The 19,812-nt window shown below is 68.4% G+C and carries 23 protein-coding genes; 16 read left to right on the top strand and 7 right to left on the bottom strand.

Annotated elements, in window-relative coordinates; translation table 11 throughout:
• Positions 1-26 precede the first annotated feature (26 nt).
• A complete protein-coding gene (gpmA, locus tag I5803_RS08805; protein WP_196985995.1) occupies positions 27-770 on the bottom strand; it encodes a 2,3-diphosphoglycerate-dependent phosphoglycerate mutase in 744 nt (247 codons plus the stop codon).
• Positions 771-870: 100 nt separating this feature from the next.
• Between gpmA and I5803_RS08800 the strand changes: the two genes are divergently transcribed.
• The 4 genes from I5803_RS08800 (at position 871) to I5803_RS08785 (ending at position 3,165) form a co-directional block, all read left to right on the top strand.
• Positions 871-1,278, top strand: a complete 408-nt coding sequence (locus I5803_RS08800; protein ID WP_196985994.1) for a rhodanese-like domain-containing protein — start codon at positions 871-873, stop codon at positions 1,276-1,278.
• Between the two features lie 12 nt (positions 1,279-1,290).
• Positions 1,291-1,551 carry a glutaredoxin 3 gene (gene grxC / locus I5803_RS08795; protein ID WP_196985993.1) on the top strand — a complete coding sequence of 87 codons (261 nt, stop codon included), beginning with the start codon at positions 1,291-1,293 and terminating at the stop codon, positions 1,549-1,551.
• Between the two features lie 106 nt (positions 1,552-1,657).
• Entirely contained in the window at positions 1,658-2,131 is a 474-nt protein-coding gene (gene secB / locus I5803_RS08790; RefSeq protein WP_196985992.1) for a protein-export chaperone SecB, read from the top strand.
• Between the two features lie 26 nt (positions 2,132-2,157).
• Positions 2,158-3,165 carry an NAD(P)H-dependent glycerol-3-phosphate dehydrogenase gene (locus I5803_RS08785; protein WP_196985991.1) on the top strand — a complete coding sequence of 336 codons (1,008 nt, stop codon included), beginning with the start codon at positions 2,158-2,160 and terminating at the stop codon, positions 3,163-3,165.
• On the opposite strand, the gene I5803_RS08780 is transcribed toward I5803_RS08785, so the two are convergent.
• The gene (locus I5803_RS08780) at positions 3,162-3,482 is read right to left on the bottom strand and encodes a thioredoxin family protein (RefSeq protein WP_196985990.1); all 321 of its coding nucleotides are present in this window, start codon (positions 3,480-3,482) and stop codon (positions 3,162-3,164) included. The genes I5803_RS08785 and I5803_RS08780 overlap by 4 nt on opposite strands.
• A gap of 69 nt (positions 3,483-3,551) precedes the next feature.
• Between I5803_RS08780 and I5803_RS08775 the strand changes: the two genes are divergently transcribed.
• Genes I5803_RS08775 through nadA form a run of 4 tightly spaced genes read left to right on the top strand, consistent with a single transcriptional unit; the run spans position 3,552 to position 8,024 of the window.
• The gene (locus I5803_RS08775; RefSeq protein ID WP_196985989.1) at positions 3,552-5,051 is read left to right on the top strand and encodes a class I adenylate-forming enzyme family protein; all 1,500 of its coding nucleotides are present in this window, start codon (positions 3,552-3,554) and stop codon (positions 5,049-5,051) included.
• Positions 5,048-5,980 (top strand): Bug family tripartite tricarboxylate transporter substrate binding protein, encoded by a 933-nt coding sequence (locus tag I5803_RS08770; RefSeq protein WP_196985988.1) that lies wholly within the window; start codon positions 5,048-5,050, stop codon positions 5,978-5,980. The genes I5803_RS08775 and I5803_RS08770 overlap by 4 nt, the downstream gene beginning before the upstream one ends.
• A 60-nt stretch (positions 5,981-6,040) precedes the next feature.
• Positions 6,041-6,904, top strand: coding sequence for a carboxylating nicotinate-nucleotide diphosphorylase (nadC, locus tag I5803_RS08765; protein WP_196985987.1), 864 nt, complete (start codon positions 6,041-6,043; stop codon positions 6,902-6,904).
• 1 nt (position 6,905) lies between these two features.
• Positions 6,906-8,024 carry a quinolinate synthase NadA gene (gene nadA, locus I5803_RS08760; RefSeq protein ID WP_196985986.1) on the top strand — a complete coding sequence of 373 codons (1,119 nt, stop codon included), beginning with the start codon at positions 6,906-6,908 and terminating at the stop codon, positions 8,022-8,024.
• Positions 8,025-8,054: 30 nt separating this feature from the next.
• Here nadA and nadB read toward each other — a convergent pair whose 3' ends face one another.
• From nadB to I5803_RS08745, 3 genes are all read right to left on the bottom strand, one after another.
• A complete protein-coding gene (gene nadB / locus I5803_RS08755; protein ID WP_196985985.1) occupies positions 8,055-9,638 on the bottom strand; it encodes an L-aspartate oxidase in 1,584 nt (527 codons plus the stop codon).
• An 87-nt stretch (positions 9,639-9,725) separates the two neighbouring features.
• Positions 9,726-10,589, bottom strand: coding sequence for a segregation and condensation protein A (locus I5803_RS08750; protein WP_196985984.1), 864 nt, complete (start codon positions 10,587-10,589; stop codon positions 9,726-9,728).
• Entirely contained in the window at positions 10,586-10,804 is a 219-nt protein-coding gene (locus I5803_RS08745; RefSeq protein ID WP_196985983.1) for a DUF3460 family protein, read from the bottom strand. The genes I5803_RS08750 and I5803_RS08745 overlap by 4 nt, the downstream gene beginning before the upstream one ends.
• Positions 10,805-10,840: 36 nt before the next feature.
• Between I5803_RS08745 and I5803_RS08740 the strand changes: the two genes are divergently transcribed.
• Entirely contained in the window at positions 10,841-11,335 is a 495-nt protein-coding gene (locus I5803_RS08740; RefSeq protein ID WP_196985982.1) for an outer membrane protein assembly factor BamE, read from the top strand.
• A 9-nt stretch (positions 11,336-11,344) separates the two neighbouring features.
• Here the strand turns inward: I5803_RS08740 and I5803_RS08735 are convergent, their stop codons facing one another.
• Entirely contained in the window at positions 11,345-11,530 is a 186-nt protein-coding gene (locus tag I5803_RS08735; protein WP_196985981.1) for a hypothetical protein, read from the bottom strand.
• 13 nt (positions 11,531-11,543) lie between these two features.
• Complete coding sequence (gene metG / locus I5803_RS08730; RefSeq protein ID WP_196985980.1) at positions 11,544-13,613, bottom strand: methionine--tRNA ligase; 2,070 nt, start codon at positions 13,611-13,613, stop codon at positions 11,544-11,546.
• A gap of 122 nt (positions 13,614-13,735) precedes the next feature.
• Here metG and I5803_RS08725 point away from each other — a divergent pair, with 122 nt between their 5' ends.
• The 7 genes from I5803_RS08725 (at position 13,736) to I5803_RS08695 (ending at position 19,799) form a co-directional block, all read left to right on the top strand.
• Complete coding sequence (locus tag I5803_RS08725) at positions 13,736-14,464, top strand: ATPase (RefSeq protein WP_196985979.1); 729 nt, start codon at positions 13,736-13,738, stop codon at positions 14,462-14,464.
• A gap of 68 nt (positions 14,465-14,532) precedes the next feature.
• Positions 14,533-15,621 (top strand): iron-sulfur cluster carrier protein ApbC, encoded by a 1,089-nt coding sequence (apbC, locus tag I5803_RS08720; protein WP_196985978.1) that lies wholly within the window; start codon positions 14,533-14,535, stop codon positions 15,619-15,621.
• A complete protein-coding gene (locus I5803_RS08715) occupies positions 15,621-16,166 on the top strand; it encodes a DUF3305 domain-containing protein (protein WP_354001703.1) in 546 nt (181 codons plus the stop codon). Before apbC ends, I5803_RS08715 begins: the two co-directional genes overlap by 1 nt.
• A complete protein-coding gene (locus I5803_RS08710; RefSeq protein WP_196985977.1) occupies positions 16,159-16,797 on the top strand; it encodes a DUF3306 domain-containing protein in 639 nt (212 codons plus the stop codon). Before I5803_RS08715 ends, I5803_RS08710 begins: the two co-directional genes overlap by 8 nt.
• Complete coding sequence (locus tag I5803_RS08705; protein ID WP_196985976.1) at positions 16,706-18,790, top strand: 4Fe-4S binding protein; 2,085 nt, start codon at positions 16,706-16,708, stop codon at positions 18,788-18,790. The genes I5803_RS08710 and I5803_RS08705 overlap by 92 nt, the downstream gene beginning before the upstream one ends.
• A complete protein-coding gene (locus tag I5803_RS08700) occupies positions 18,787-19,419 on the top strand; it encodes a TorD/DmsD family molecular chaperone (protein WP_196985975.1) in 633 nt (210 codons plus the stop codon). The genes I5803_RS08705 and I5803_RS08700 overlap by 4 nt, the downstream gene beginning before the upstream one ends.
• Before the next feature lie 173 nt (positions 19,420-19,592).
• Complete coding sequence (locus tag I5803_RS08695) at positions 19,593-19,799, top strand: formate dehydrogenase (protein ID WP_196985974.1); 207 nt, start codon at positions 19,593-19,595, stop codon at positions 19,797-19,799.
• Positions 19,800-19,812: the final 13 nt, after the last annotated feature.

Below are 19,812 nucleotides of genomic sequence, written 5' to 3'. Positions count from 1 at the left end.
CTTTACCTGCCTCGCAGCAGGGCGATTCATGCCTTGCCTTGGTGCGCGACCGCCGCGGCCGCCCGGACCGCGGCCTCCGCGTCGCCGAGGTAGTAGCTGCGCAGGGGCTTCAGGTGCTCGTCGAGTTCGTACACCAGCGGGATCCCGTTGGGGATGTTCAGGCCGACGATGTCCGAATCGGAGATGCCGTCCAGGTACTTCACCAGCGCGCGGATCGAGTTGCCATGGGCGGCCACCACCACGCGCCGGCCGGACTTGATCGCTGCCGACATGGACTCGTTCCAGAAGGGCAGCACGCGCGCCACCGTGTCCTTCAGGCACTCGGTGAGGGGAACCTGCGCCGGGTCCAGCTTCGCGTAGCGCACGTCGCCGCGCTCGCTGCGCGGGTCGCCGGGCTCCAGCGGCGGCGGCGGGGTGTCGTAGCTGCGCCGCCAGGCCAGCACCTGCGCGTCCCCGTACTTGCGGGCCGTCTCGGCCTTGTTCAGGCCCTGCAGGCCCCCGTAGTGCCGCTCGTTCAGGCGCCAGGAATGGGCGACGGGCAGCCAGGTGCGGTCCATCTCGTCCAGGCAATGCCACAGCGTGCGGGTCGCGCGCTTGAGCACGCTCGTGTAGCAGAGGTCGAAGTCGTAGCCCTCGGCCTTGAGCAGGCGGCCGGCGGCCTTCGCCTGCTCGACCCCGGTGGGCGTCAGGTCGACGTCAGTCCAGCCGGTGAAGCGGTTTTCGAGGTTCCAGGTCGATTCGCCGTGGCGGATCAGGACGAGTTTGTGCATGGGCGGGGAAGTGAAAGGAAAGGGGAGGGGGAAGGTGCGGGGACAGCCGTCATTTTAGAATCGCAGGTTGCCCTTGCCGGGCTTCAACCCAAGGAAAGACGTGAAATTCATTCTCGATAACTGGATGCTCCTGTCGGTGGCCATCGCCTCGGGCGGCATGCTGATGTGGCCGCTGGTCGCCGGCGCGACCGCGGGGGGCATCGGCAGCGCCGCGGCCGTCCAGCTGATCAACCGCGACCGCGCGGTGGTGGTGGACGTGAGCGAAACCGAAGAGTTCGCCGCCGGCCACGTGGGCGGCGCGAAGAACGTGCCGCTGGGCCAGCTCGAGCAGCGGCTTCCCGAAGTCGTCAAGAACAAGACCGTCCCGCTGATCCTGGTGTGCGCCAGCGGCGCGCGGGCCAACCGTGCGCTGGCCACGGCCAAGAAACTGGGTTACGAGCAGGCCCAAGTGCTCGCGGGCGGCCTGAAATCCTGGAAAGAGGCTAACCTGCCGGTTGAGAAATCCTGAGGCCCTCCTCCCATGCAGCCAGTCAAGATGTACACGACGGCCGTTTGCCCCTACTGCATTCGCGCCAAGCAAGTCCTCGCCTCCAAGGGCGTCACCCAGATCGACGAGATCCGCGTCGACATGAATCCGCAGGAACGCATGAAGATGATGGAGATCACCGGGCGGCGCACCGTGCCGCAGATCTTCATCGGCGACACGCACGTCGGCGGCTGCGACGAACTCGTGGCGTTGGACAGCCGCGGCGGGCTCGTCCCGCTCCTGAACGGCGGCTGATCGCCCCGCGCGGGGCGCCTCCCGCGTCCTGAGATAATCGCGCTCTTCCCATCCGGCCCGCTCGGTACACCCGACGGGCCTTTGTATTGACCCGAAAGAATCCATCATGGCCGACCAGCAAGACCCCGTGTTCCAGATCCAGCGCATCTACCTGAAGGAAGCGTCGATCGAGCAGCCCAACTCGCCCGCCATCCTCATCGAGCAGGAACAGCCCGCTGTCGACATCCAGCTCGGCGTCGAAGCGCTGCAGGCCGCCGAAGGCGTGTTCGAGATCAGCGTCACCGCCACGGTCACGACCAAGATCAAGGACAAGACGATGTTCCTCGTCGAGGCCAAGCAGGCCGGCATCTTCGAGATCCGCAACCTGCCGCAGGACCAGCTGGACCAGGTCATGGGCATCGCCTGCCCGCAGATCGTCTATCCGTACCTGCGCGCCACCGTCGCCGACCTCGTCACGCGCGCCGGCTTCCCGCCCGTGCACCTGGCCGAGATCAACTTCCAGATGATGTACGAGCAGCAGCGCGCCGCGCAGGACCAGGCCGCCGCCAACGAACCCTCGCAGATCATCACCACGGCCTGAGCGCCGCTCGGAAGGCGCCTGCCGTCATGAAGGTCGCGATCCTCGGCGCCGGCGCATGGGGAACCGCCCTGGCGGTCAGCATCGCCGGGCGCCATGAGGTCTCGCTCTGGTCGCGCGATCCGGCGCAGGCCGCCGGCCTGTCGGCGAGCCGGCGTAACGAACGCTACCTGCCCGGCATCGACCTGCCGGTGTCCGTTTCCATCGCCGCCACGCCGGCCGGCGGGCTGCGCGCCCTCGCGGATACCCATGAACTTGTGATCGTCGCCACGCCCATGTCGGGCCTGCGCGGCGTGCTGGCGGCCCTGGATGGGTGCGCCGCACCCGTCGCGTGGCTGTGCAAGGGTTTCGAGGAACCGGCCGGCGGCTCGCCGGGCCTGCTGGGGCACGAAATCCGCGCCGCGGTCGCGCCCCGTTTGATGGCGGGTGTGCTGAGCGGGCCGAGCTTCGCGCAGGAAGTCGCGCAAGGCCGCCCGACCGCGCTCGTCGCCGCGAGCGAGCATGCGCAGGTTCGCGACCTGCTGGTAGCGGCGGTGCACGGCCCGTCGGTGCGGGTCTACGGCAACGACGACATCGCCGGCGTCGAGATCGGCGGCGCGGTGAAAAACGTCCTCGCGATCGCTACGGGCCTGTGCGACGGACTCGGGCTCGGCCTGAATGCGCGTGCCGCGCTGATCACGCGCGGCCTGGCCGAAATGACCCGCCTCGGCCTCGCGCTTGGCGCGCGCGCCGAGACTTTCATGGGGCTGTCCGGCCTGGGCGACCTCGTGCTCACCGCCACGGGCGACCTGAGCCGCAATCGCCGCATCGGCCTGCTGCTCGCGCGCGGCGACAGCCTGCCGCAGGCGCTGCAGTCGCTGGGCCATGTCGCCGAAGGCGTGTACTGCGCGCGCACGGTGGTGCAGCGCGCACAGCGGCTGGGCGTCGACATGCCCATCGCCCGGTCGGTCGTCGCCTTGCTCGACGGGCGGCTGTCGCCGGCCGACGCGGTCGCGGACCTGATGGGCCGCGAAGCGCGTACCGAAAGCGAAGGCTAGGCGTCGATCGCCGCCAGCGCCTGCGCGATCGATCCGGCATCGTCCGGCCGCACGAGCCGCGAGACCTCCACGCCATCGCGCAGGAAGATGAGCGTGGGCCACAGCTTGACGCGATAACTCCTGCCCAGGGGCCGCCCGCTGCCGTCTTCGACCTTCAGGTGGCGCACCTTCGGGTGCGACGCCATCGCGGTCGCAATCGCCGGCTGCGCACCGCGGCACCAGCCGCACCACGGGGTGCCGAATTCGAGCAGGGTGGCGCCCGGCATCGCGTCCACCGCCTGGCGGTCGGGCGCCTGGGTTGCATAAGTGGTTTCCATTCCGTGATTCTCGCGGAGCCGAAACTGTCCCGCCATAATCAACTCAACCGCAGGAGGGAGCCCCCGAGGATGAATATCGTCGAAGCCATCGGCCGCAATGCGCTGTTCCATCCGGACAGCCCGGCGTGGATCGGACCGCCCGGCGAACTCACCTACGGCCAGCTCATGGGCCAGGTGGCCTGGCTCGCGTCGCAGCTCGCCGCCGCCGGTATCTCGCAGGACGACCGCGTCGAGCTGCAGGTCTTCGGTGCGCGCCCGATGATCGTCGCCACGCTCGCGCTGGCTTACCTGGGCGCCGTGTCCGTGGCGCTGCCCAAAGGCAACCGGGGTGACGGCCGCGAAGAGTTGGCGCGTGCCTGCGGCGTCAAGTTCATCGTGCACAACCTCCCGGCGGATCGCGCGCAGCGCCTGGGCACGGCCTGCCCCCTCATCTCGCTCCAGGATCTCGACGCCCAGCGCAAGGCCGCGCCCCGTGTGCGCATGGCCGATGTGGCGCCGGATGCCCTTTGGCGCATCGGCACTTCGTCCGGCACCACCGGGCAGCCGAAAGCCATGGGCTTCACCGCGGGCGCGCTCATCGTCGGTGCGCATCTCGTGCGCACCGTCTATCCGAATTTCCCGACGGACCGGGTGCTGATCGCCATGGGCGCGGGCATGCCCTTCGCCTTCCACTACTGGTTGCGACCGCTCTATGCGGGCGCGGCCGTGACCGTGCCCGAAACGCTGGTCGCGCGCGACATCTTCGAGACCCTCCGAAGGGAGCGGATCACCGTGATGATCACGACGCCTTCCACCGCAGTCGATCTCGCAAACGCGGCGTCGAAGCCCGGCTCCCCCTATGCCGAGCCGACGGAGCACCTTCGCGTGCTCGCGTCCGGGGGCGGCGCCATCACGCCCGCGACGCAGGCGGCGCTGCGGCGCCATGTGTGCCCCGGCTTCACCGTCAATTACGGATCGTCCGAAGGGGGCCTCATCGCCGTGGCGGATGCCGCGCTGCAGGAGACCGACCCGAAGTGCGCTGGCCGGCTCCTTCCGTGGATGGAACTGCAGGCGGTGGACGACGCCGGCGCGCCGCTTCCCGCAGGCAAGACAGGCCGCCTGCGGCTGCGCTCGCCGACCATGGCCAGCGGCTACATCGGCGCGCAGGCCGGGGAGGACGCAGAGGGTTTCCGTGGCGGCTGGTTCTACAGCGGCGACTTCGGCAAGGTGGCGCGAGACGGGCGCGTGTACCTGTCGGGCCGCAAGAGCGATGTCATCAACCTCTCCGGCGCGAAGATCGACGCGAGTCGCGTCGAAGCGGTGGTCGCGCAGGACTCGCTGGTGACGGAGTGCGCCGTGCTCGTGGTGCCGGGCCCCCGCAACAAGGACATCCTCGTGGTGGTCGTGGCCGCGCGCGAACCCGTGGACAAGGAGGCGATCGTCCAGCGCTGCGGCGACCAGCTGGGCGCCGCGTGGCGCCCCCGCGCGATCGTGCGGGTCGACAAGCTGCCGCGCAACGAAGCCGGCAAGGTCATGCGCGAACGCCTGCGCAAGAACATCCGTTTCGGTGAAGGGAGTACCGTCCAATGAAGCAGCTGGCTGTTGCCGCGTCGCTGGTGTGGGCCCTGCTGGCAGGCGGGGTGCATGCGCAGGACCGCACCGTTCGCCTGGTCGTGCCCGTGCCGGCCGGCGGCTCGCTGGACATGCTGGCCCGGGGCCTCGCCACGAAGCTGTCGACGCCCGGCGGCGAGACCTGGGTCGTGGACAACCGGCCCGGCGCGGAAACGATGATCGGCTCCGAAGCCGTGGCGCGTGCGCCCGCGGACGGACGCACGGTGCTGCTGGCCGGCTCGACCCTCGTGCTCGCGCCGCTTACGCGCCGCGTCAACTTCTCGCCGGTGGACGAACTGCGGCCGGTCGTGCAGCTGTCGTACTCGAACTACCTGCTGGTCGTTCCCGCGGAATCGCGCATCGCATCCGCGGCCGATGTGGCTTCCGCCGCCGCCTCCCGGCCCGGCGGCCTGAACTGCGGTGCACCGCCGGGGCCGATGGCGCTCGCGTGCACGCAGCTCGGCGCCCGGCTGGGGGGCAAGGTGACCCCCATCCCGTTCGCGGGCGTGGCGCCGGCCGTGACGGCGACGCTGGGCGGGCACGTGGACATCCTCTTCGTGAGCGCGGAGTCGGCGGTCAAACTCGTCGAGGCCGGAAAGCTGCGCGTGCTCGCGGGATCGTCTCCCGGGATCGTGGGCACGCACCCGGTCTTCCCGGATGTATGGCCCGGCTTCCTCATGGACGGCTTCATCGGCCTGTTCGTGCCCGCGGCCACGCCCCCGGATGAGGTGAAGCGCCTCAACGCCGCCGCGAACCATGCCCTCAATGACCCCGCGCTCGCCGCGGCGATGCACGATGCGGGGCAGGAGCCCGTGGGCGGCACGCAGGAGCAGTTCGCCTCGCACATGCAGCGCACCCAGGCGCTCTATGCCGACCTGATCCGCAAGCTCGGCCTCGGTCCGCGCTGACGTGCCGGGATTGCGCCGGCGCACCGGCGGCGCGGCCCCGATGCCGCTATGCTCGGTGGCATGAAGGCAACCCTCGAATTCACACCCGAAATGCTCGCGCGGCTGGCGCAGGAGGACGCGGCGCGCGCGCTGGCGGAAGACGTCGGCGCGGCCGACCTCACCGCCGCGCTGGTGCCCGCCGGCCGGCGGGCACTTGCACGCGTGCTGGCGCGCGAATCCGCCGTGATCTGCGGCGCGCCCTGGGTCGAAGCCACGATCCGCCAGGTCGAGCCGGAGGCGGAGATCCACTGGATGGTGCGAGAGGGCCAGCGTTGCCTGGCCGACCAGGTCGTGCTGGAAGTGACGGGGTCTGCGCGCGGCCTGCTCACCGCCGAGCGCACCGCGCTCAATTTCCTGCAGCTCATGAGCGCGGTCGCGACGAAGACCGCAGCCTACGTGGACGCGGTGCGCGGCACGCGCGCGCACATCGTGGACACGCGCAAGACGCTGCCCGGCCTGCGCATGGCGCAGAAGTACGCGGTGCGCATGGGCGGCGGCACCAACCACCGCATCGGCCTGTACGACGCCGTGCTCATCAAGGAAAACCACATCGCGGCAGCGGGCGGCGTCACGCAGGTGATGAAGGCCGCGCAGGCGGCCGCGGCGCAGGCGAGCTTCATCGAGATCGAAGTCGAGACGCTGGACCAGCTGAAGGAAGCGCTCGATGCCGGCGCGAAGATGATCCTGCTGGACAACATGGAGCTGCCCACCTTGCGCGAGGCCGTGCGCATCAACGATGCGCGCGCCGTGCTGGAAATCTCCGGCGGCGTGACGATGGACAGCGTGCGTGCGCTGGCCGAGACGGGCGTGGACCGCATCTCCATCGGCGCGTTGACCAAGGACGTGAAGGCGACCGATTTTTCGATGCGCCTGAAGGAGCTATGACGTGAGTGCAGTGATCCCGATCAAGGACGTCGAATACGAACACCCGCTGCCGGGCAACACGTGCGACACGAAGCACGCCTGGGCGCGCATTCCCGCGGAGCCGTCACCCTCGGAGCGCGTGGCGCTCAAGGAGAAGATCAAGCGGCTGCTCAAGGAGCGCAACGCGGTGATGGTGTCGCACTACTACGTGCACCCCGACCTGCAGGACCTCGCGGAGGAAACCGGCGGCATCGTGAGCGACTCGCTCGAGATGGCGCGCTTCGGCCGCGACCACCCGGCCACGACGCTGGTCGTGTCGGGCGTGAAGTTCATGGGCGAGACCTCCAAGATCCTGTCCCCGGAAAAGCGCGTGCTGATGCCGGACCTGGACGCGACCTGCTCGCTCGACCTGGGCTGCCCGATCGACGAGTTCTCCGCGTTCTGCGACCAGCATCCGGACCGCACGGTGGTCGTGTATGCGAACACCAGCGCGGCGGTGAAGGCGCGTTCGGACTGGCTCGTGACATCGAGCTGCGCGCTGGACATCGCGCGCGCGCTCAAGGAAGCGGGCCACAAGCTCCTCTGGGCGCCGGACAAGCACCTGGGCGGCTACATCCAGCGCGAAACCGGCGCGGACATGGTGTTCTGGAACGGCTCGTGCATCGTGCACGACGAATTCAAGGCCTTCGAGCTGGAAGCGCTCAAGAAGCAGTACCCGAAAGCCAAGGTGCTCGTGCATCCGGAATCGCCCGCGGACGTGGTCGCGCTCGCGGATGCGGTGGGTTCGACCTCCGGCATCTTGAAAGCCGCACGCGACATGCACGCGAAGGAATTCATCGTCGCGACCGACAACGGGATGATGCACAAGCTGCGCACGTTGAACCCGGACAAGGTCTTCATCGAAGCGCCGACGGCGGGCAACAGCGCGACCTGCAAGAGCTGCGCGCATTGCCCGTGGATGGCGATGAATGGTTTGGCCGGGCTGGCGCACGTGCTGGAGACCGGCGCGAACGAGGTGCACGTGGACCCGGCGCTGGGCCTGCGCGCCCGTGTGCCGATCGACCGCATGCTGGCGTTCACGGCCGCGTTGAAGGCGGGCCAGCCGGCCGGCTCGCTGGTGCCGAACATCGGCGCGGCCTGAACGGGTGGATGCGCGCAAGCGCGCGGGCGCTCACGCGCCCGGCGTGAGGATGGTCGGGTTGGCGACGTCCGCGAGCTCCGGGTAGTCCTTGATGAAGTGGCCGCCGCGGCTCTCGTGGCGCGCCTGGGCGGAGCGCACGATCAGGTCGGCCACCGTCACGAGGTTGCGCAGCTCCAGCAGGTCGCGCGTCACGTGGAAGTTCGCGTAGAACTCCTGAATCTCTTCCTGCAGCAGGCGGATGCGGTGCGCGGCGCGCTCCAGACGCTTGTTGGTGCGCACGATGCCCACATAGTCCCACATGAAGCGGCGCAGCTCGTCCCAGTTGTGGGAGATCACCACGGCCTCGTCGGCATCGGTGACGCGGCTCTCGTCCCACGCGGGCACGGAAGGCGGCGCGGGCAAGGCCGTCGCGCGGATGTCCTGCGACGCCGAGTTGGCGAACACCATGCATTCGACCAGCGAGTTGCTCGCGAGTCGATTTGCACCGTGCAGGCCCGTGTAGGCGCATTCGCCGATGGCATGCAGGCCCGCGAGGTCGGTGCGGCCCGCGAGGTCCGTGTGTACGCCGCCGCAGGTGTAGTGGGCGGCGGGAACGACGGGGATCGGCTGCTTCGTGATGTCGATGCCGAGCTCCAGGCAGCGCGCATAGATCGTCGGGAAATGTTCCTTGATGAATGCCGGCGGCTGGTGCGAGATGTCCAGGTACACGCAGTCCAGGCCGTGCTTCTTCATCTCGAAGTCGATCGCGCGGGCCACGACGTCGCGCGGCGCGAGTTCGGCGCGTTCGTCGTGCGCGGGCATGAAGCGCGTGCCGTCCGGCAGCAGCAGCTTGCCGCCTTCGCCGCGCACCGCCTCGGTGATGAGGAAGGACTTGACGCTCGGGTGGTACAGGCAGGTCGGGTGGAACTGGATGAACTCCATGTTCGTCACCCGGCAGCCCGCGCGCCATGCGGCGGCGATGCCGTCGCCGGTGGAGGTGTCGGGGTTCGTCGTGTACAGGTAGACCTTGCCCGCGCCGCCGGTGGCGAGGATGGTCTGCGGCGCGCGGTAGGTGATGACCTCGTCCGTCGCCTCGTCCAGCGCGTAGAGGCCCACGCAGGCCGCCGGGCCGGGCAGGCCGAGCTTCTTCGTGGTGATGAGGTCCACGAGGGTGTGGTGCTCGAACACCGTGATGTTCGGCGTGCGGCGCACGTGCTCGATCATCGTCTGCTGCACGGCGGCGCCGGTGGCGTCCGTCACGTGCACGATGCGCCGCGCGCTGTGCCCGCCTTCCCGCGTGAGGTGCAGGTGGCCGTCCTCCTGCGAGAAGGGCACCCCCAGCTGGCGCAGCCAGGTGATGGTCTCCGGCGCGTGCTCGACGACGAAGCGTGTCGCGTCGATCTGCGACAGGCCCGCGCCCGCGACCAGGGTGTCGTCGACGTGCGACGCGAAGCTGTCGCCTTCGCCGAGCACGGCCGCGATGCCGCCCTGCGCCCAGCTGCTGGAGCCGTCGCGCATCTCGCGCTTGGTGAGCACCGCGACGCGATGCGTGGGCGCGAGGTGCAGCGCGGCGGACAGGCCGGCGAGGCCGCTGCCGACGATGAGGACATCGAAGTCGAGGGAAGTGGGTTTCATTGGATGGTCGCCGCCGGGCCGCCCCAAGGCGACCGCGCCCCCTCGGGGGGCAGCGCAGCACACGAAGTGGCAAGCATGGGGGTCATGTCAGGCAGGCTGGTAGGCCAGCCGCACGTAGATGGGGGCGTAGGCCTCGGCCTGCGTCACATCGATGAGCGTTTCCTTCGCGAGCTCCAGCATCGCGATGAAGGTGACGATCAGCACCTGGATGCCGCGCGACGGGTCGAACAGGTGCTCGAACTCCACGAACTTGCGTCCCTGCAGCGCGCGCAGCACGATGCTCATGTGCTCGCGCACCGACAGCTCCTCGCGCGTGATCTTGTGGTGCTGCACGAGCTTCGCGCGCTTGACGATGTCGCGCCAGGCCTCCTGCAGGTCGACCACGTTCACGTCGGGGAAGCGCGGCTGCAGCGCCTGCTCGATGTAGACCTGCGCGCGCAGCACGTCGCGGCCCATCTGCGGCACTTCGTTCAGGCGGGCGGCGGCGAGCTTCATCTGCTCGTATTCGAGCAGGCGCCGCACGAGTTCCGCGCGCGGGTCCTCGGGCTCCTGGCCTTCCGCCGTCTTGCGCGGGGGCAGCAGCATGCGCGACTTGATCTCGATCAGCATCGCGGCCATGAGCAGGTATTCGGCGGCGAGTTCGAGGTTGCGCGTGCGGATCTCCTCCACGTACACCAGGTACTGGCGGGTCACGCCGGCCATCGGGATGTCGAGGATGTTGAAGTTCTGCTTGCGGATGAGGTAGAGCAGCAGGTCCAGCGGGCCCTCGAAGGCCTCGAGAAAGACTTCCAGCGCATCCGGCGGGATGTACAGGTCCGTCGGCATGGCGAAGAGCGGCTCGCCGTACAGGCGCGCGAGCGCGACCTGGTCCACCACCTGCGGCATGCCCGGGATGTCCCCGGCCCCGGGCGCCGCGGATTCGGGCAGCGTCGCCTCGCCGGGATGGCTCATTTGTTCTCGGTGGAGTAGACGTAGGGCTTTTGCGCCACCCGTGCGTCGCGGAACTCGGCCTGGGCGTCCCGGTCGAGGTTTTTGTCCCACCAGATCGCCCGGCCCGCGCGCTGCCGCGCTTCGAGATCGGGGCTGTCCGACTTCATGCCGGAGATGAGGTCGGTGATTTCCGAGTTGTAGTCGGGACGGCGAAAGATGCGTTGGAAGAAGGACATACTGGAAACCTTTCCGATGATTTTACTTCCCGTCCCATGAAGATCGTCTTGAAGCTGCTGGCGCTGGTCGCCGCGTCCTGCTTGTTGTCCGCCTGCGACCCGCAGCGCATCGCCGAACTGGAGGAGGGCGTGTCCACCGAGGCGGACGTCCGCGCGAAGTTCGGCGCCCCCGATGGCGTCTGGCCCGGAGCGGGTGGCGAGCGCATCTTCGAGTACAACCGCCAGCCGTCGGGCCACCAGAATTACATGATCGGCATCGGCCCCGACGGCCGGATGAGCTCGCTGCGGCAGGTGCTCAACCCGGGCAATTTCGCGAAGGTGGTGCCGGGCATGCCGGCGCAGGACGTCCGCCGCTTGCTCGGACGGCCCGCCAAGGAGGTGCCGTATGCGTTGAAGAACGAGACCGCGTGGGACTGGCGTTTCATGGAGCCGCCCAACACGTCCATGATCTTCACCGCCTGGTTCGGCCCCGACATGCGCGTCATGCGCACATCGACCCAGCGCGACCCGGAGGCGCCGGAGAATCGCTAGCCGCGGGGGCTACTCCTTGCTGGAGGGCGTGACGACATCGACCGCCGCGCCCACGGCCTTGCCGGTGAGCTTGGCGGCGCCGACCGCGGCGTCCACGGCGAGGCTGGCCGCGGTGGCCGTGACCACGACCACGGCGCAGCCGGACAGGGCCAGGACGCCGGACAGGGCCAGTGCGGGCAGCAGGAGTCGTTTCATCGCAAGGCCGAGCTTAGCGCACCCGCATGCCCGGTTGCGCGCCGGGCGAAGGCGACAGCACGAAGATGCCGGGCGTCGTCTTTTCATCGCCGTGGCTCGCGGCGAGCACCATGCCCTCGCTCACGCCGAACTTCATCTTGCGCGGCGCGAGGTTCGCGACCATCACGGTGAGCTTGCCGACGAGGTCTTCGGGCTTGTAGGCCGAGGCGATGCCCGAGAACACGTTGCGCAGCTTGCCTTCGCCCACGTCGAGCGTGAGGCGCAGGAGTTTGGTCGAGCCCTCCACGGCCTCGCAATTGACGATCTTCGCGATGCGCAGGTCGATCCTGGTGAAGTCCTCGATGCCGATGACCGGCGCCATCTCGTCGCCGCCGGGAAGTTCGCTCCCTGCCCCACTGGGCGAGGGTTGGGGTGGGGGCAGGCTGTTCGCCTCCGCCTGCACCTCGAACAACGCGTCCAGCTGCTTCACATCCACCCGCTGCATCAAGTGCTTGTAATCCCCGACGGCATGCCCCGCACCCATCGGCTGGCCGGCATTGGCCCACTCCAGCGGCTTGCATTGCAGAAAGGCTTCCGCCTGCGCAGCCAGCGCCGGCAACACCGGCTTCAGGCACGCCGTGAGCACCTTGAACATCTCCAGGCACCAGCTGCCCACGGCGGCCGCCTGCGCGGCTTGCCCTTCCTTCACGAGCTTCCACGGCGCCGCGCTGTCGAACTGCGTGTTCACCTGGTCGGCGACGGCCATGATCTCGCGCAGGGCGCGCGCGTAGTCGCGCGATTCGTAGAGCGCGCGAACCTGTTCCACCAGCGCCGCGCCGGCATCCAGGGGTAGATCGCTCGCGACCAGCTTGCCGCCCGGCACGAACTTCACCGCGCGGCTCGCGATGTTCACGTACTTGCCGATCAGGTCGCTGTTCACCCGGGCCATGAAGTCCTCGGGGTTGAAGTCGATGTCCTCGTTGCGGCCCGAGAGCTTGGCCGCCAGGTAGTAGCGCAGCCACTCGGGGTTCATGTGGAGCGACAGGTACTTGAGCGGATCGAGCCCGGTCCCGCGGCTCTTGCTCATCTTCTCGCCGTTGTTCACGGTGAGGAAGCCGTGCACGAACACCTTGTTCGGCACCTTGCGGCCGCTGAAGTGCAGCATCGCGGGCCAGAAGAGGGTGTGGAAGGTGATGATGTCCTTGCCGATGAAGTGGTACTGCTCGACCTGGGGGTCGGCGATGAACTTGTCATAGTCCACACCGATCCTGCCGAGGTAGTTTTTCAGCGACGCGAGGTAGCCGACCGGCGCGTCCAGCCACACGTAGAAATACTTGCCCGGCGCATCCGGGATTTCGATGCCGAAGTAGGGGGCGTCCCGGCTGATGTCCCAGTCGCCCATTGCCGTCTTGCCCGTCTCGTCGGGGACCAGCCATTCGCTGATCTTGTTGAGCACCTCGGGCTGCACGGCGCCGCTCGTGGTCCATTCCTTCAGGAAGGCGAGGCAGCGCGGGTCGGACAGCTTGAAGAAGAAATGCTCGGACGACCGGAGCACGGGCGTCGCGCCGGAGAGCGCGGAGTACGGGTTGATGAGGTCGGTCGGGCTGTAGACCTTGCTGCACACCTCGCAGTTGTCGCCGTACTGGTCCTTCGCGTGGCAGTTCGGGCACTCGCCCTTGATGAAGCGGTCGGGCAGGAACATGTTCTTCTCGGGGTCGAAGAACTGCTCGATGGTCTTGCTCGCGATGAGGCCGTTGGCCTTCAGGTCCTTGTAGATCCGCTGCGCGAGATCGTGGTTCTCGGGGCTGTCGGTGCTGCTCCAGTTGTCGAAGGCGATGTGGAAGCCGTCGAGGTAGGGCTTGCGGCCCGCCGCGATTTCCGCGACGAAGGCCTGCGGCGTCTTGCCCGCCTTCTCCGCCGCGATCATGATCGGCGCGCCGTGCGCGTCGTCCGCGCAGACGAAGTGCACCCGGCTGCCCTGCATCCGCTGGTGCCGCACCCAGATGTCGGCCTGGATGTATTCCATGATGTGGCCGATGTGGAACTTGCCGTTGGCGTACGGCAGGGCGGTGGTGACGAAAAGCTGGCGCGGTGCTGCAGGCATGTGGGTTTTTTCCAGGGGAACCGCGCATTTTAGCGAGGCAGGGATGAAGCGCCGGGCGCAAGGGCGTTGGGTGGCCGCCAGTCACTGTAAAAATAAACAGCGTCCCTGCATAATGGCGGCCCATGAGCGCACAACCGAAGATCATCATCGTGGCGGGGCCCAACGGCGCGGGCAAGACGACTTTTGCCCGCGAGTTCCTGCCCGGCGAAGCGGCTTGCTCCTCCTTCATCAATGCAGACCTGATCGCGGCGGGCCTGTCGCCGTTCGCCCCCGAACGCGCGGCCATCCAGGCGGGGCGGCTGATGCTCGAGTCGATCGGCCAGCACGTCGCGAGACACGAAAGCTTTGCGCTGGAAACGACTCTGTCCGGCCAGGGCTATGCAAGGCAGATTCCCCAGTGGCGCAAGCTGGGCTATCGCGTCGAACTGCACTTCCTAGCCCTCGAGTCTGCGGAGCAGGCGATAGAGCGTGTCGCACAGCGGGTGAGCCAGGGCGGGCATGACATCCCCGAACCCACCATCAGGCGCAGGTTCGAATCGGGCCGGCGCTTGTTCGATACGATCTACCGGCCGCTGGTGGACCGGTGGCATCTCTACGACAACTCCAGCGACGACTTCGTGCTGGTTGAATGGAGCGACATGCATATGGCCAAACCCCAGGACTTGCGCGAACCCCAACCCGCATACGGCCGGGTGCCACCCAATGCCGACGAGGCCTTGAAGGGCGCGATGGCCGCCATGACCCGGGCTGCGGAGCGCGCCAGGAAGGTCGCCCTCCAGACAGGGACGTTCCTTGTTTACATGCGCGATGGCCGCGTGACGCTCGTGAGTCCCCACGACAAGCGCAGTTGATTGCGGGAGCGGGGCCGGCTCTGCCTGAAGGCAATCGCTACACTGCACCCGCATCCACCCACATTCCCATGCCCACCCCAGAAGCGTTATCCCAGGCCCTCGCGGCCGTCATCGATCCCAACACGGGCAAGGACTTCGTCAGCACCAAGGCGCTGAAGAACCTGCAGGTCAGCGGCGCGAACGTCTCCTTCGACGTCGAGCTCGGCTATCCCGCCAAGAGCCAGATCCCGGCGCTGCGCAACCAGCTCGTCGCCGCGGCCAAGGGCGTGGCCGGCGTCGGCAACGTCACGGCGAACGTGACGAGCCGCATCGTCGCGCACGCGGCGCAGCGCGGCGTCGCGCTGCTGCCCGGCGTCAAGAACATCATTGCCGTCGCCTCGGGCAAGGGCGGTGTCGGCAAGAGCACGACCGCCGTCAACCTCGCGCTGGCGCTCGCCGCCGAGGGCGCGGCGGTCGGCCTGCTCGACGCGGACATCTACGGCCCGAGCCAGCCCATGATGATGGGCATCGAGGGCCGGCCCGAATCGTCCGATGGCAAGACCATGGAGCCGATGGAGAACTACGGCGTGCAGGTCATGTCGATCGGCTTCCTGGTGAACCAGGACGAGGCCATGATCTGGCGCGGCCCGATGGCGACGCAGGCGCTGGAGCAACTGCTGCGGCAAACCAACTGGGGCGATCTCGACTACCTCATCGTCGACCTGCCGCCGGGCACCGGAGACATCCAGCTCACGCTGTCCCAACGCGTGCCGATGACGGGCGCGGTGATCGTCACCACGCCGCAGGACATCGCGCTGCTCGATGCCAAGAAGGGCATCAAGATGTTCGAGAAGGTCGGCGTGCCGATCCTGGGCATCGTCGAGAACATGGCCGTGCACATCTGCAGCCACTGCGGCCACGCCGAGCACATTTTCGGCGAGGGTGGCGGCAAGCGCATGGCCGAGCAATACAACATGGACTACCTGGGCGCCTTGCCGCTGGACATCAAAATCCGCGTGCAGGCGGACAGCGGCAAGCCCACCGTCGTATCCGACCCCGACGGCGAGCTCGCGGGCATCTACAAGGCGGTGGCGCGGCAGATGGCGATCAAGATCGCCGCGAAGGCGAAGGACTTCTCCGCGAAGTTCCCGTCGATCACGATCTCCAAGGACACCTGATCGTGGAGCGCCCGGGCATCGAAGTCGCGGTGGTGATGCGGCGCGAACGCCTGGACAACCGCTGGCAGCCCTGGCGCTGGATCCTCGAGGACGTCGTGCCGCAGGAAGCGGGCTTCGGCACCGAAGCGCGCCTGATGCGCAGGGACGACGACGCCGAGCAATGGCTGCATCCGGGCTTCACCGTCGAGCTGTTCCGTGACGACGCGGAAGGCTATTACCTGAACGCCACCACGGACCATCCTTGCTGGTTCGTCCTGTGGCGCATGGACGAACCGCGGGAGGGCGAAGAGCCCTTCGCGCGGCCCGCCGCGGTGTCGCTGAGCTATCACGACGCGGGCCGCTGGCTCGACGCCCAGGAGACCGTCGAGCAGGTGCCGGCGCCGCCCGAAGTCATCGAGTGGTTGCGCGCCTACGTCGAAGAGCACCACATCGTCGAACCCAAGCGGCGCAAGCGGCCCGAGAGTTTCAAACGGCTGGAGGACCGGTTCGGGAACCCGGCGTCCGTCACGACGGAGAAGAAGTTCGGCGGGGGCGGCCATGAGTGACGGATTTCTGGGCCGGTGGTCGCGGCGCAAGCTCGAGGTGAAGGAGGGCAGGGAGGTGCCTCCTGAGCCGGTGGCGGAAATCTCCCCGGCCTCACCCCGACCCGCTCCCGCCAGCGGGACAGGGAGCGAGCCGGCCGCTTTGCTCGCCGGGGACCCGCCCCCGCCCCCACCGCCGCCGCCCACCCTCGAAGAAGCCCATTCCCTCACCCCCGATTCCGACTTCCGCCGTTTCGCGACGCGCGAGGTCGCGCCCGAAGTGAAGAACGCGGCGATGAAGAAGCTCTTCGCCGATCCGCGCTACAACGTGATGGACGGCCTGGACATCTACACCGGCGACTATTCCCAGCCGGACCCCATGCCCGAATCCATGCTGCGCCAGCTCGCGAGCGCGAAATTCCTCGGATTCTTCGCCGACGAAGACAAGCAGGACGAAGCCGCCGCAGCGCCGCAGACCCGGGATGTTGCCGATGACCCCACCGGGCAATCCGTGGCACAGTCGGATCCGGCACCCCCAGCAGTACCCGAGGGCCCCGACACACATGCCGACGCTGATTTGCGATTGCAACAAGACCATGCCGCTGCAGGAGAAGACCCTGGGCGCGGCACTGGGCGAGAACCTGACGCTGCATAGCAGCCTGTGCCGGCGCGAAGCCGGCGACTTCCAGAGCGCGATCAGGAGCGGCGGCGACGTCGTCGTCGCCTGCACCCAGGAAAAGCGGCTCTTCGCCGAGCTGGGCGGGAACACCGAGGGCGCCGTGTCCCCGATCCGCTTCGTCAACATCCGCGAAACCGGTGGCTGGAGCGCGGATGCGCCCAAGGCCATGCCCAAGATCGCGGCGTTGCTCGCCGCGGCGCACCTGCCCGAGCCGGAACCCGTCCCCGTCGTCACCTACAAAAGCGCGGGCCGCCTCGTGATCATCGGCGAACTCGACGATGCCGAACGTGCCGCCGCCATGCTGGCGGACGTGCTCGACATCACGCTCTTCACGCAGGGCGGCGCCGGCGCGCAGGAGCGCAGGTACCCCGTGCTGGGCGGGCGCATCGACGCGCTGGCGGGCTGGCTCGGCGCCTTCGAGTTGAAGTGGACACGCGACAACGCGATCGACCTCGACCTGTGCACGCGCTGCAACGCCTGCGTCGTCGCCTGCCCGGAGCAGGCGATCGGCCTGGACTACCAGGTCGACATGGACAAGTGCACGTCGCACCGCGCCTGCGTCCAGGTGTGCGAAGCGGCCGGCGCGATCGATTTCGACCGACCCGCGCAGGCCTTCAGCGAAGCCTTCCACCTCGTGCTGGACCTGCGCGCCGAAGCGGCGTTCCGGCAGCACGCGCCGCCGCAGGGCTATTTCCATGTTCCCGATCCCGCCGATCCGCGCAGCCTGTCCACGCTCCTCGAACTGCGCGGCCTGGTCGGCGAATTCGAGAAGCCGAAGTTCTTCCAGTACAAGCAAAAGCTCTGCGCGCACAGCCGCAACGAAACGGTGGGCTGCAACGCGTGCATCGACGTGTGTTCGGCCGAGGCGATCTCCAGCGAGAAGTCGCGCCAGCAGGTCAAGGTCAACCCGAACCTGTGCGTCGGTTGCGGCGCGTGCACCACCGTATGCCCTACCGGTGCGCTTACCTTCGCCTATCCACGCGCGGGCGAGCAGGGCGACAAGCTGCGGACCTTGCTCGGCACCTACGCGAAGGCCGGCGGACGCGACGCCGTGGTCCTGTTGCACAGCCACGAGAAGGGCCGCGAACTCGTCGAGGCGCTGGGCCGCGCCGCGCAGCTCAAGCGCGCCGCCGGTGTCCCCGCGCATGTCATTCCCGTGCCGGTGTGGCACACGGCCAGCATCGGCCTGGACGTCTGGCTGTCCGCCATCGCGCTGGGCGCGACGCAAGTCGCGGTGCTCGCGGCAGGCGAGGAAGCGCCGCAGTACCTGCAGGCGCTGCGCGCGCAGATGGATGTGGCGGATGCGATCCTCAATGGCCTGGGCTATGCCGGGTCGCACTTTCGCCTCATCCAGGCGCGCACGGTGCCCGCGCTCGACCAGGAACTCGTCCAGCTCGCGGCCCACCGGCCGCGCGCCGTGGCCACGCCTGCGCGCTTCGCGCTGGCACAGGAAAAGCGCGCGACGCTCGAACTGGCGATCGACCACCTGGTCGAGCATGCGCCTCAGCGCGCGGATGCGATCGCCCTGCCCGCGGCCGGCTCGCCCTTCGGCGCGATAGAAGTGGACAAGGACAAGTGCACGCTCTGCCTGAGCTGCGTCGGCGCCTGCCCGTCGAACGCGCTGCTGGACAACCCGCAGTTGCCGCAGCTGCGCATGGTCGAGAAAAACTGCGTGCAGTGCGGCCTGTGCGAGCAGACGTGCCCGGAGGACGCGATCACGCTCGTGCCGCGCCTGCTCACCACGCCGCAGCGCAAGGAGCCACGCGTGCTCAACGAAACGCAGCCCTATGGCTGCATCCGCTGCGGCAAGCCTTTTGGCACGCTCAAGGCGATCGAGGCCATGCTGGGCAAGCTTGCGGGCCACTCGATGTTCCAGGGCGCGGCGCTCGAGCGCCTGAAGATGTGCGGCGACTGCCGGGTGATCGACATCCATTCGAGCACCGACGAAACGAAGATCACCGACCTATGAACAGCGCGCAGACCGGCCGTTCGCCGCCGCAGTCGTCGGCGCTGGACGAGGAAACCGCGCGGGCCGAGGTCTACGGCCTGCTCGCGCTGTTGTTTTATGCACCGCCCGAACCCGCGCTGCTCGCGGACCTGCGCGTGGCGGTGACCGAGGCGCCGGCCGCCGGCGGGTTCCTCGAGGAGCCCTGGCGCGGCGTCGTTGCCGCCGCGCGGGCGATGGGCGACGAGGAGATCGCGCGCGAATACGACGCGCTCTTCGGCGGCGTGGGCAAGCCCGACGTCTACCTCTTCGGCTCGCACTACCTGAGCGGCTTCCTCAACGAGCGGCCGCTCGCGAAGCTGCGCACCGACCTCGCGTCGCTCGGGCTCGCGCGCGGCGACGAGATGCCCGAGACCGAGGACCACATCGCCTACCTGTGCGAGGTCATGCGCTACCTCATCGCGGGCGACGAGGTGGAAGTGTGCAACCTCGCGCGCCAGCAGGAGTTCTTCGCCGCGCACGTGCAGCCCTGGGCCACGGCCATGTGCGACGCGCTGGCGGCGCACCCGCGCGCGCGCTTCTATGCGGCGCTCGCGGCGTTCACGCGCGCGTTCATGGGCGTCGAGGCGCAGGGCTTCGACATGCTCGATTGAACGTTCGTTTGAACGCGCCGAGCATGGTGCGTTGCAGCATGCGGCGCGCGGCCGTCGCAGATTGCGACGCGGCGAACACACCGGTGTTTGCATGCTTGCACAAGGCTGGTGCGCAGGCTACATTCGTCCAAGGATATGCAGTTCAATTCCTAACGGGCGCCAGGAGACACACCATGAGCCAACCAAAAGCCACGCTTTCGCGCCGGACGCTGTTCGCCGGCGCGGGAACCGCGGGGGCTCTCGCCGCGGCCGCGAGCCTCCTGCCCGGCGCCCAGCCGCCCACCGTGGCGGTTCCCGAACTCAAACCCCCGCCGGAGAACGGCGGCGGCTACCAGCTGACCGATCACGTCAAGCGGTACTACAAGACCACCCTCATCTAACTCCCGCACGGAG

Origin of the sequence: Caenimonas aquaedulcis (assembly GCF_015831345.1) — a bacterium.
In the GTDB taxonomy this organism is placed as follows: Bacteria; Pseudomonadota; Gammaproteobacteria; order Burkholderiales; family Burkholderiaceae_C; genus Ramlibacter; species Ramlibacter aquaedulcis.
The sequence above is the reverse complement of the archived record's forward strand: the minus strand, read 5'-3'. Positions and strand labels throughout refer to the sequence as shown.

Bases quoted from the DNA above. Each gene is read 5' to 3' on its own strand.
- I5803_RS08740 (WP_196985982.1), top strand. From the start codon at position 10,841: ATGAAGATCGTCTTGAAGCTGCTGGCGCTGGTCGCCGCGTCCTGCTTG.
- apbC (WP_196985978.1), top strand. From the start codon at position 14,533: ATGCCCACCCCAGAAGCGTTATCCCAGGCCCTCGCGGCCGTCATCGAT.
- I5803_RS08775 (WP_196985989.1), top strand. From the start codon at position 3,552: ATGAATATCGTCGAAGCCATCGGCCGCAATGCGCTGTTCCATCCGGAC.
- metG (WP_196985980.1), bottom strand. From the start codon at position 13,613: ATGCCTGCAGCACCGCGCCAGCTTTTCGTCACCACCGCCCTGCCGTAC.
- secB (WP_196985992.1), top strand. From the start codon at position 1,658: ATGGCCGACCAGCAAGACCCCGTGTTCCAGATCCAGCGCATCTACCTG.
- I5803_RS08705 (WP_196985976.1), top strand. From the start codon at position 16,706: ATGCCGACGCTGATTTGCGATTGCAACAAGACCATGCCGCTGCAGGAG.
- I5803_RS08710 (WP_196985977.1), top strand. From the start codon at position 16,159: ATGAGTGACGGATTTCTGGGCCGGTGGTCGCGGCGCAAGCTCGAGGTG.
- nadC (WP_196985987.1), top strand. From the start codon at position 6,041: ATGAAGGCAACCCTCGAATTCACACCCGAAATGCTCGCGCGGCTGGCG.
- I5803_RS08780 (WP_196985990.1), bottom strand. From the start codon at position 3,482: ATGGAAACCACTTATGCAACCCAGGCGCCCGACCGCCAGGCGGTGGAC.
- I5803_RS08725 (WP_196985979.1), top strand. From the start codon at position 13,736: ATGAGCGCACAACCGAAGATCATCATCGTGGCGGGGCCCAACGGCGCG.
- nadB (WP_196985985.1), bottom strand. From the start codon at position 9,638: ATGAAACCCACTTCCCTCGACTTCGATGTCCTCATCGTCGGCAGCGGC.
- I5803_RS08785 (WP_196985991.1), top strand. From the start codon at position 2,158: ATGAAGGTCGCGATCCTCGGCGCCGGCGCATGGGGAACCGCCCTGGCG.
- I5803_RS08695 (WP_196985974.1), top strand. From the start codon at position 19,593: ATGAGCCAACCAAAAGCCACGCTTTCGCGCCGGACGCTGTTCGCCGGC.
- I5803_RS08735 (WP_196985981.1), bottom strand. From the start codon at position 11,530: ATGAAACGACTCCTGCTGCCCGCACTGGCCCTGTCCGGCGTCCTGGCC.
- I5803_RS08770 (WP_196985988.1), top strand. From the start codon at position 5,048: ATGAAGCAGCTGGCTGTTGCCGCGTCGCTGGTGTGGGCCCTGCTGGCA.
- I5803_RS08750 (WP_196985984.1), bottom strand. From the start codon at position 10,589: ATGAGCCATCCCGGCGAGGCGACGCTGCCCGAATCCGCGGCGCCCGGG.
- grxC (WP_196985993.1), top strand. From the start codon at position 1,291: ATGCAGCCAGTCAAGATGTACACGACGGCCGTTTGCCCCTACTGCATT.
- I5803_RS08700 (WP_196985975.1), top strand. From the start codon at position 18,787: ATGAACAGCGCGCAGACCGGCCGTTCGCCGCCGCAGTCGTCGGCGCTG.
- gpmA (WP_196985995.1), bottom strand. From the start codon at position 770: ATGCACAAACTCGTCCTGATCCGCCACGGCGAATCGACCTGGAACCTC.
- I5803_RS08745 (WP_196985983.1), bottom strand. From the start codon at position 10,804: ATGTCCTTCTTCCAACGCATCTTTCGCCGTCCCGACTACAACTCGGAA.